The organism is Streptomyces sp. NPDC051677, assembly GCF_044453465.1.
Lineage (GTDB): Bacteria > Actinomycetota > Actinomycetes > Streptomycetales > Streptomycetaceae > Streptomyces.
The window spans coordinates 168,087-177,695 of the sequence record NZ_JBITCT010000019.1; the positions used below are offsets into that span (position 1 = coordinate 168,087).

Sequence of the window (9,609 nt, forward strand, 5' to 3'; positions counted from 1 at the left end):
GAGAAGGAAGTTACGGCATGTCCGCTCTCGACACCCTCGCCGCGGTCGAAATCAAGGGCAACCTCGCTGCCATCGGCTACGGTCTCGCGGCCATCGGCCCCGGCGTCGGCGTTGGCATCATCTTCGGTAACGGCACCCAGGCGCTGGCCCGCCAGCCCGAGGCCGCCGGCCTCATCCGCCAGAACCAGATCCTCGGCTTCGTGCTCTGTGAGGCGCTCGCCCTGATCGGTCTGGTCATGGGCTTCGTCTACCCGACGTCCTGATCCGGTCTTCGCAGACGAGAGAATTCCACGGAAGGAACTGATGTGATCTCGCCCTTGCTGCAAATCGCGGCTGAGGAGGAGTCCCAGAATCCTCTAATCCCGGAGATCCCCGAGCTCGTCATCGGCCTGATCGCGTTCGCGATCGTGTTCTTCGTCCTGGGCAAGAAGCTCCTTCCGAACATCAACAAGGTTCTGGAAGAGCGCCGCGACGCCATCGAGGGCGGGATCGAACAGGCCGAGATTGCTCGGACCGAGGCGCAGAGCGTTCTGGAGCAGTACAAGGCACAGCTCGCCGAGGCCCGTCACGAGGCCGCGCGACTGCGCCAGGAGGCGCAGGAGCAGGGCGCCGCGCTCATCACCGAGATGCGTGCGGAAGGCCAGCGCCAGCGCGAGGAGATCGTCGCCGCCGGACACAGCCAGATCGAGGCCGACCGCAAGGCCGCCGCGTCCGCGCTGCGTCAGGACGTCGGCAAGCTCGCCACCGAACTGGCCGGCAAGCTCGTCGGCGAGTCCCTCGAGGACCACGCCCGCCAGAGCCGCGTCATCGACCGCTTCCTCGACGAGCTTGAGGAGAAGGCCGAGGCGTCTCGATGACCGCACACGGAGCGAGCCGCGAGGCATTCGCAGCAGCCCGTGAGCGTCTCGACGCGCTCACGGACTCCACGTCCGTGGACGCGGCGCAGCTGGCCGGCGAGCTGGCGGCCGTCACCGCGCTGCTCGACCGCGAGGTCAGCTTGCGTCGGGTCCTCACCGACCCGGCGCAGGCGGGCGACGCCAAGGCCGACCTGGTCCAGCGCCTCCTCGGCTCCCAGATCGGCGCCACCACCGCCGACCTGGTGTCCGGCACGGTGCGTTCCCGCTGGTCGCAGTCCCGCGACCTGGTGGACGTGCTGGAGGAGCTGGCGAACATCGCCGACCTCACCGCCGCACAGCAGGCCGGCACGCTCGACGACGTCGAGGACGAGCTGTTCCGCTTCGGGCGGATCGTCTCCTCCAGCACCGAGCTGCGCGCCGCACTGACCGACCGGAAGGCCACCGTCTCGGCCAAGAGCGAGCTGCTGCGCAGCCTGCTCGGCGGCCGGGCCGACGCGGCCACCGAGCGACTGGTGACGCGCCTCGTGACCGCACCCCGGGGACGTAGCCTGGAAGCGGGCCTCGAGTCCCTGTCCAAGCTCGCCGCGGAGCGCCGGGACCGCATGGTCGCCGTCGTCACCTCGGCGGTACCGCTGAGCGACCCGCAGAAGCAGCGCCTCGGCGCGGCCCTCGCGAAGCTCTACGGCCGCTCGATGCACCTCAACCTCGACGTGGACCCCGCGGTCCTCGGCGGGATCCGGGTGCAGGTCGGCGACGAGGTGATCAACGGCTCCCTCGCGGACCGCATCGAGGACGCCGGCCGCCGCATGGCGAGCTAGCAGCAACTCAAGACCGCAGTACGAACTGATGGCGGCCCTGGTTGGGCCGTGCAGAGGATTCACCTCTTTCAGGGGGGAGTCCCCATCCCCCCAAAGTGAAACTTCGGGCCCAACAAGGAGAGCAGGGAACCCAGATGGCGGAGCTCACGATCCGGCCGGAGGAGATCCGGGACGCGCTGGAGAACTTTGTCCAGTCGTACAAGCCGGACGCGGCCTCGCGCGAGGAGGTCGGTACGGTCACCCTTGCCGGCGACGGCATCGCGAAGGTCGAGGGCCTGCCCTCGGCCATGGCCAACGAACTGCTGAAGTTCGAGGACGGCACCCTCGGCCTCGCGCTCAACCTGGAAGAGCGCGAGATCGGCGCGGTCGTCCTCGGTGAGTTCAACGGCATCGAGGAAGGCCAGCCGGTCACCCGTACCGGCGAGGTCCTGTCGGTCGCGGTGGGCGAGGGCTACCTCGGCCGCGTCGTCGACCCGCTCGGCAACCCGATCGACGGCCTCGGCGAGATCGAGACGTCCGGCCGCCGTGCCCTGGAGCTGCAGGCTCCCGGCGTCATGGCCCGTAAGTCGGTGCACGAGCCGATGGAGACCGGCTACAAGGCCGTCGACGCGATGACCCCGATCGGCCGTGGTCAGCGTCAGCTGATCATCGGTGACCGCCAGACCGGCAAGACCGCCCTGGCCGTCGACACGATCATCAACCAGCGTGACAACTGGCGCTCCGGTGACGTGAAGAAGCAGGTCCGCTGCGTCTACGTCGCCATCGGCCAGAAGGGCTCGACCATCGCCTCCGTGCGGGGCGCCCTCGAAGAGGCCGGCGCGCTGGAGTACACGACCATCGTCGCCGCCCCGGCGTCCGACCCGGCCGGCTTCAAGTACCTGGCGCCGTACACCGGTTCGGCCATCGGTCAGCAGTGGATGTACGAGGGCAAGCACGTCCTCATCATCTTCGACGACCTCTCGAAGCAGGCCGACGCCTACCGCGCCGTGTCGCTGCTGCTGCGCCGCCCGCCGGGCCGTGAGGCCTACCCGGGTGACGTCTTCTACCTGCACTCCCGTCTGCTGGAGCGCTGCGCGAAGCTCTCCGACGACCTGGGCGCCGGCTCGATGACCGGTCTGCCGATCGTCGAGACGAAGGCCAACGACGTCTCGGCGTTCATCCCGACCAACGTCATCTCCATCACCGACGGCCAGTGCTTCCTGGAGTCCGACCTGTTCAACGCCGGCCAGCGTCCGGCCCTGAACGTCGGCATCTCGGTCTCCCGCGTCGGCGGCTCCGCCCAGCACAAGGCGATGCGCCAGGTGTCCGGCCGGCTCCGCCTCGACCTCGCCCAGTACCGTGAGCTGGAGGCCTTCGCCGCCTTCGGTTCCGACCTGGACGCCGCGTCGAAGTCCCAGCTGGAGCGTGGCCAGCGACTGGTCGAGCTGCTCAAGCAGCCTCAGTACCAGCCGATGCGGACCGAGGACCAGGTCGTCTCCGTGTGGGCCGGCACCACCGGCAAGATGGACGACGTTCCGGTCGCCGACATCCGCCGCTTCGAGACGGAGCTGCTGGAGTACCTGCACCGCAAGGAGCAGGGCCTCATGACCTCCATCAAGGAGGGCGCGAAGATGTCGGACGACACCCTCATCGCTGTCGCCGACGCGATCGCCGAGTTCAAGAAGCAGTTCGAGACCTCGGACGGCAAGCTTCTCGGCGAGGACGCCCCGGCCGCGGCCAAGTGACGTAAGGAAGGGACCTGACTCATGGGAGCCCAGCTCCGGGTCTACAAGCGTCGCATCCGATCCGTCACCGCGACCAAGAAGATCACCAAGGCGATGGAGATGATCGCCGCCTCGCGCGTCGTCAAGGCGCAGCGCAAGGTGGCGGCCTCCACGCCGTACGCGACCGAGCTCACCCGCGCGGTCACGGCGGTCGGTACCGGCTCGAACACGAAGCACCCGCTGACCACGCAGGCCGAGACGGTCACGCGGTCCGCGGTGCTGCTCCTGACGAGCGACCGTGGTCTCGCCGGCGCCTTCAACTCCAACGCCATCAAGGCCGCGGAGCAGCTGACGGCGCGCCTCGAGGCCGAGGGCAGGCAGGTCGACACGTACATCGTCGGCCGGCGTGGTCTCGCGCACTACAACTTCCGTGAGCGCACGGTCGCCCAGTCGTGGTCGGGCTTCACGGACGAGCCGTCGTACGCGGACGCCAAGAAGGTCGCGGCCCCTCTGATCGAGGCCATCGAGAAGGACACGGCGGACGGCGGCGTGGACGAGATCCACATCGTCTTCACCGAGTTCGTCTCGATGATGACGCAGACGGCGCTCGACGACCGTCTGCTGCCGCTCAGCCTCGACGAGGTTGCCGAGGAGTCGACGCCGAAGGGCGAGATCCTTCCGCTGTACGACTTCGAGCCCTCGGCGGAGGACGTCCTCGACGCCCTTCTGCCGCGCTATGTGGAGAGCCGCGTCTACAACGCTCTCCTCCAGTCGGCAGCTTCGAAGCACGCCGCCACGCGGCGCGCGATGAAGTCGGCGACCGACAACGCAGGAGAGCTCATCGAGACGCTCTCCCGCCTTGCCAACGCGGCCCGCCAGGCCGAAATCACCCAGGAAATCAGCGAGATCGTCGGTGGCTCCGCAGCCCTGGCCGACGCGACCGCGGGGAGTGACAGGTAATGACGACGACAGTTGAGACGGCCGTTGCCACGGGCCGCGTCGCCCGGGTCATCGGCCCGGTCGTCGACGTGGAATTCCCCGTCGACGCCATGCCGGAGATCTACAACGCCCTTCACGTCGAGGTCGCCGACCCGGCGAACGAAGGCGAGAAGAAGACGCTGACCCTGGAGGTCGCCCAGCACCTGGGTGACGGCCTGGTCCGCACCATCTCCATGCAGCCCACCGACGGTCTGGTCCGCCAGGCCGCCGTCACCGACACGGGCACGGGCATCACCGTCCCCGTCGGCGACTTCACCAAGGGCAAGGTGTTCAACACCCTCGGTGAGGTGCTGAACGTCGACGAGACCTACGAGGGCGAGCGCTGGTCCATCCACCGCAAGGCCCCCAACTTCGACGAGCTCGAGTCGAAGACCGAGATGTTCGAGACCGGCGTCAAGGTCATCGACCTGCTGACCCCGTACGTCAAGGGCGGCAAGATCGGTCTGTTCGGCGGTGCCGGCGTCGGCAAGACGGTGCTCATCCAGGAGATGATCTACCGCGTCGCCAACAACCACGACGGTGTCTCCGTGTTCGCCGGCGTCGGTGAGCGCACCCGTGAGGGCAACGACCTCATCGAGGAGATGGCCGACTCGGGCGTCATCGACAAGACCGCCCTGGTCTTCGGTCAGATGGACGAGCCCCCGGGCACCCGTCTGCGCGTGGCCCTGGCCGGTCTGACCATGGCGGAGTACTTCCGCGATGTGCAGAAGCAGGACGTGCTGTTCTTCATCGACAACATCTTCCGCTTCACGCAGGCCGGTTCCGAGGTCTCGACCCTGCTCGGCCGTATGCCCTCCGCGGTGGGTTACCAGCCGAACCTGGCCGACGAGATGGGTCTCCTCCAGGAGCGCATCACCTCGACCCGTGGTCACTCGATCACCTCGATGCAGGCGATCTACGTCCCCGCGGACGACCTGACCGACCCGGCCCCGGCCACCACGTTCGCCCACCTCGACGCGACGACGGTGCTCTCCCGTCCGATCTCGGAGAAGGGCATCTACCCGGCCGTGGACCCGCTGGACTCCACGTCCCGCATCCTGGACCCGCGGTACATCGCGGCGGACCACTACAACACCGCGATGCGCGTCAAGACGGTGCTGCAGAAGTACAAGGACCTCCAGGACATCATCGCGATCCTCGGCATCGACGAGCTGGGCGAGGAGGACAAGCTCACCGTCCACCGCGCCCGTCGTGTGGAGCGCTTCCTGTCCCAGAACACCCACGTCGCCAAGCAGTTCACCGGCGTCGACGGGTCGGACGTCCCGCTGGACGAGTCGATCACCGCGTTCAACGCGATCATCGACGGCGAGTACGACCACTTCCCCGAGCAGGCGTTCTTCCTCTGTGGCGGTATCGAGGACCTGAAGGCCAACGCCAAGGAGCTGGGCGTCTCCTGAACTCCCTGAGTTCTGGTGAGGGGGCGGGCGCGTCCCGCCCCCTCACTCACGCCCCTTAGACTTGTAACCAACACCCGGCAAGACCCGCCGGGTGGTGACCCGAGGAGCCACCTTGGCTGCTGAGCTGCACGTCGCGCTGGTTGCGGCCGACCGAGAGGTCTGGTCCGGCGAGGCCACCCTGGTCGTCGCGCGCACCACGTCCGGCGACATCGGCGTCATGCCCGGTCACCAGCCGCTGCTCGGTGTGCTGGAGTCGGGCCCGGTGACCATCCGTACGAGTGATGGTGGAACGGTCGTCGCCGCGGTGCACGGCGGTTTCATCTCGTTCGCGGACAACAAGCTGTCGCTGCTGGCCGAGATCGCCGAGCTGTCGGACGAGATCGACGTCCAGCGCGTGGAGCGCGAACTCGAGCGCGCGAAGGCGGAGGGCGACGCCGCCGCCGAGCGCCGCGCGGACGTACGACTGCGTGCGGCGGCGACGCGCTGACCCGCGAGCCTGCATGACGTCACTCAGCCGCGGTCGGCTCCGGAGCAATCCGGAGCCGACCGCGGCTGAGGCAGATCTGGATGTTTTTTCCGTTCCGTTACCTATTTTCGGTACCTAGGAGACGAGGAGGTCGGTGTCGATGGTCCTCGCTCTGACTGTGTGCGGAATCGTCGTGGCCCTGGGGGTGCTGGGGCTGTTCGTCTTCGGGCTGCGGCGCAGACTCATCCAGCGTTCCGGCGGCACCTTCGACTGTTCCCTGCGCTGGGACGTACCCGAGAAACCGGACACCAGCGGAAAAGGCTGGAGCTACGGCGTCGCCCGCTACAACGGCGACCGCATCGAGTGGTACCGCGTCTTCTCCTACGCCTACCGCCCGCGCCGGACCCTGGAGCGCGGCTCGATCGAGGTGGCCGGCCGTCGTCTTCCCGAGGGCGAGGAGGAGCTGGCGCTGCTGTCCGACGCCGTCGTCCTGGTCTGTCTGCATCGGGGCACGCGCCTCGAACTCGCCATGAGCGAAGACGCGCTGACCGGGTTTCTCGCGTGGCTGGAGGCAGCCCCACCCGGACAGCGCGTCAACGTCGCTTAGCGGCTTAGCGGCTTAGCGGGTGGCGGTCCTACAGGTTGTTGCTGATGGCGCTCACCAGCTCGCCGCCCGCGGTGTCACCGCTGAACTCCCAGAAGAACGCGCCGCCCAGGCCCTGGTTCTTGGCCCAGGTCATCTTGCCGGCGATGGTGGCCGGCGTGTCGTAGGACCACCAGTTGCTGCCGCAGTGCGCGTAGGCCGTGCCGGCGATGGCGCCGGTGGCCGGGCAGGACGTCTTGAGGACCTTGTAGTCCTCGATGCCCTGCTCGTAGGTGCCCGCAGCCGGGCCCGTGGCCGTGCCGCCGGGGGCGTCCTGGGTGACGCCGGTCCAGCCGCGGCCATAGAAGCCGATGCCGATGAGCAGCTTGTTCGCGGGGACGCCCTTCGCCTTGAACTTGGCCATCGCGTCGGCCGTGGTGAACCCGGCCGTCGGGATGCCGCTGTACGAGGTGAGCGGGGAGTGCGGGGCCGTCGGGCCCTGGGCGGCCCATGCGCCGAAGAAGTCGTACGTCATCACGTTGTACCAGTTGACGTACTGCGCCGCGCCCGCGTAGTCGGCGGCGTCGATCTTGCCGCCGGAGGAGCCGTCGGCGGTGGTGGCCGCGGTGACCAGGTTGCCCGTGCCGAACTTGGCGCGCAGCGCGGACATCAGGTTCTTGAAGGCCGCCGCGCCGGAGGTGTCGCAGGACAGGCCGCAGGCGTTGGGGTACTCCCAGTCGATGTCGATGCCGTCGAAGACGTCGGCCCAGCGCGGGTCTTCGACCAGGTTGTAGCAGGACTGCGCGAACGCGGCCGGGTTGGCGGCGGCCTGGGCGAAGCCGCCGGACCAGGTCCAGCCGCCGAAGGACCACAGCACCTTGATGTTCGGGTACTTGGCCTTCAGCTGGCGCAGCTGGTTGAAGTTGCCGCGCAGCGGCTGGTCCCAGGTGTCGGCGACGCCGCTGACGGACTGGTCGGCGGTGAACGCCTTGTCGTAGTCGGCGTAGGAGTCGCCGATCGCGCACTGGCCGCCCGTGACATTGCCGAACGCGTAGTTGATGTGCGTGATCTTCGCGGCCGAGCCCGACGTCACCAGGTTCTTGACGTTGTAGTTGCGGCCGTAGATGCCCCACTCGGTGAAGTAACCGAGTTTCACCTTGTTTCCGGTGGTCGGGGGAGTGGTGCCGCCCGTGGTGTGGACCGCGACCGCGCCGCTGGCCGGGCCGGTCTGGTCGGCGGTGTCACGGGCCCGCACGGTGTAGGAGTAGTCGGTGCCGGCGGTGAGGCCGGTGTCGCTGTAGGAGGTCGTCGTGACGGTGGCGACCTTGGCGCCGTCGCGCAGGACGTCGTAGTTCTTGACGCCCTTGTCGTCGGTGGCGGCGGACCAGGTCAGTTTCACCGAGGTGTCGGTGACGGCCGAGGCGGTGGGGGTGCCGGGGGCCGTGGGGGAGGCGTCGCCGGGGACCGTCGTGCCGTCGCAACTGTCGCCGTTCAGCTTGCAGTTGGACGGGGAGCCGGAACCCGCGCCGTTGAAGCCGAAGGAGACGGTGGCGCCGGGGGCGATGGATCCGTTGTAGGACTTGTTCTTGGCGGTCCAGTGCGTGCCGGCGGACGTGACGTCGGCGTCCCAGGCGGAGGTGACGGACGTGCCGGAGGGGAAGTCCCATTCGACGGTCCATGAACTGATGGCGGTGGTACCGGTGTTCTTCACCGTCCACCTGCCCTCGAAGCCGGTGCCCCAGTCCGAGGCCTTGGTGTAGGTGGCGGTGGCGGTGCTCGCGGCCTGGGCGGGGCTCGCGAGGCCGACCAGTCCGGCCAACGGGAGCAACAGCGTCGCGAACCCTGCCGCGGCTCTGTGTCTGAAGCGCATCCTGCGCCTCCTCGGGGGGAGTCGGGGGGCGCGACTGAGCCTTCACGCCCACGGTGCCGCGAGAATAGAAAGGTCTGGACCACGGGTCAATAGGTCTGGACCACTCTCGTCGGCTGCGCCCGTCGAGCCGTAACCGGACCGCCCTAGATCCCCAACTCCTGTGCCAGCACCGCCGCTTGCACCCGGCTTCGCAGCTCCAGCTTCCCCAGCAGTCGGCTGACGTGCGTCTTCACCGTCGCCTCCGCCATGTCCAGCCGCGCGGCGATCCTCGCGTTGGACAGCCCCTCACCGAGACAGGCCAGCACCTCGCGCTCGCGCCGGGTGAGCGTGTCGAGGACAGCGGGGTCGGCCCTCGGCTCCCGGACCGGCTTCGCGGCGAACTCGGCGATCAGCCGGCGGGTCACGGCCGGGGCGATCAACCCTTCCCCGCCCGCCACCGTGCGCACCGCCGCCAACAGGTCCCGCGCCTCCGTGTTCTTCAGCAGGAACCCGGCCGCGCCCGCCCGCTGGGGGTGCCCCGAACACATAAGCGTCCAGGTCGAAGGTGGTCAGCACCAGGACGTCGGCGAGGCCCTCCTCGACGACCTTCCGGGTCGCCGACACCCCGTCGAGCCGGGGCATCTGAACGTCCATCAACACCACGTCGGGCCGCAGCTCCCGGGCCAGCGCCACCGCCTGCTCCCCGTCCGCCGCCTCGCCGACCACCTGGCTTTCGGGCGGGGTGCCCGGTCCTTCGGGGCCGGGGTGAATGCCCGGTCCCGCGGAGCGGGGCAGGGGTAGCCCGGATCGCCGCCAGGGCGATCCGGCGTCGCCGTCCGGGATGCCGGGGGCGGCCAGGGTCGGGTGGTGGCGTCGGGTCGAGGGGTTTGGGGCGGGTGGCTTGTGGCCGGCGGGGTGTGGTCACTCGCACGGGTGA

At 68.8% G+C, this 9,609-nt stretch carries 9 protein-coding genes and 1 pseudogene; 8 read left to right on the forward strand and 2 right to left on the reverse strand.

Annotated elements, in window-relative coordinates; all coding sequences use genetic code 11:
• The first annotated feature begins 17 nt into the window (after window positions 1–17).
• The 8 genes from ACIBAF_RS23660 (at window position 18) to ACIBAF_RS23695 (ending at window position 6,847) form a co-directional block, all read left to right on the forward strand.
• A complete protein-coding gene (locus tag ACIBAF_RS23660; protein WP_020131181.1) occupies window positions 18–263 on the forward strand; it encodes an ATP synthase subunit C in 246 nt (81 codons plus the stop codon).
• 42 nt (window positions 264–305) lie between these two features.
• Window positions 306–857: a F0F1 ATP synthase subunit B gene (locus ACIBAF_RS23665; RefSeq protein WP_079659516.1), complete on the forward strand. Its 552-nt coding sequence runs from the start codon at window positions 306–308 to the stop codon at window positions 855–857.
• Window positions 854–1,675, forward strand: coding sequence for a F0F1 ATP synthase subunit delta (locus tag ACIBAF_RS23670; RefSeq protein WP_399465431.1), 822 nt, complete (start codon window positions 854–856; stop codon window positions 1,673–1,675). The genes ACIBAF_RS23665 and ACIBAF_RS23670 overlap by 4 nt, the downstream gene beginning before the upstream one ends.
• Before the next feature lie 134 nt (window positions 1,676–1,809).
• The gene (atpA, locus tag ACIBAF_RS23675) at window positions 1,810–3,399 is read left to right on the forward strand and encodes a F0F1 ATP synthase subunit alpha (RefSeq protein ID WP_399465433.1); all 1,590 of its coding nucleotides are present in this window, start codon (window positions 1,810–1,812) and stop codon (window positions 3,397–3,399) included.
• 21 nt (window positions 3,400–3,420) lie between these two features.
• Window positions 3,421–4,338 carry a F0F1 ATP synthase subunit gamma gene (locus ACIBAF_RS23680; RefSeq protein ID WP_399465435.1) on the forward strand — a complete coding sequence of 306 codons (918 nt, stop codon included), beginning with the start codon at window positions 3,421–3,423 and terminating at the stop codon, window positions 4,336–4,338.
• Window positions 4,338–5,774, forward strand: a complete 1,437-nt coding sequence (gene atpD, locus ACIBAF_RS23685) for a F0F1 ATP synthase subunit beta (protein ID WP_399465437.1) — start codon at window positions 4,338–4,340, stop codon at window positions 5,772–5,774. Before ACIBAF_RS23680 ends, atpD begins: the two co-directional genes overlap by 1 nt.
• A gap of 112 nt (window positions 5,775–5,886) precedes the next feature.
• Window positions 5,887–6,261 (forward strand): F0F1 ATP synthase subunit epsilon, encoded by a 375-nt coding sequence (locus tag ACIBAF_RS23690; protein WP_079659511.1) that lies wholly within the window; start codon window positions 5,887–5,889, stop codon window positions 6,259–6,261.
• A 139-nt stretch (window positions 6,262–6,400) separates the two neighbouring features.
• A complete protein-coding gene (locus ACIBAF_RS23695; protein ID WP_399465439.1) occupies window positions 6,401–6,847 on the forward strand; it encodes a DUF2550 domain-containing protein in 447 nt (148 codons plus the stop codon).
• A 28-nt stretch (window positions 6,848–6,875) separates the two neighbouring features.
• Here ACIBAF_RS23695 and ACIBAF_RS23700 read toward each other — a convergent pair whose 3' ends face one another.
• On the reverse strand, window positions 6,876–8,693 hold the full coding sequence (locus tag ACIBAF_RS23700; protein ID WP_399465441.1) for a glycosyl hydrolase family 18 protein: 1,818 nt from the start codon (window positions 8,691–8,693) through the stop codon (window positions 6,876–6,878).
• Window positions 8,694–8,836: 143 nt separating this feature from the next.
• Window positions 8,837–9,443, reverse strand: a pseudogene (locus ACIBAF_RS23705) (LuxR C-terminal-related transcriptional regulator).
• Between the last annotated feature and the right edge of the window lie 166 nt (window positions 9,444–9,609).

Bases quoted from the DNA above. Each gene is read 5' to 3' on its own strand.
- ACIBAF_RS23660 (WP_020131181.1), top strand. From the start codon at position 18: ATGTCCGCTCTCGACACCCTCGCCGCGGTCGAAATCAAGGGCAACCTC.
- ACIBAF_RS23670 (WP_399465431.1), top strand. From the start codon at position 854: ATGACCGCACACGGAGCGAGCCGCGAGGCATTCGCAGCAGCCCGTGAG.
- atpA (WP_399465433.1), top strand. From the start codon at position 1,810: ATGGCGGAGCTCACGATCCGGCCGGAGGAGATCCGGGACGCGCTGGAG.
- ACIBAF_RS23680 (WP_399465435.1), top strand. From the start codon at position 3,421: ATGGGAGCCCAGCTCCGGGTCTACAAGCGTCGCATCCGATCCGTCACC.
- atpD (WP_399465437.1), top strand. From the start codon at position 4,338: ATGACGACGACAGTTGAGACGGCCGTTGCCACGGGCCGCGTCGCCCGG.
- ACIBAF_RS23695 (WP_399465439.1), top strand. From the start codon at position 6,401: ATGGTCCTCGCTCTGACTGTGTGCGGAATCGTCGTGGCCCTGGGGGTG.
- ACIBAF_RS23700 (WP_399465441.1), bottom strand. From the start codon at position 8,693: ATGCGCTTCAGACACAGAGCCGCGGCAGGGTTCGCGACGCTGTTGCTC.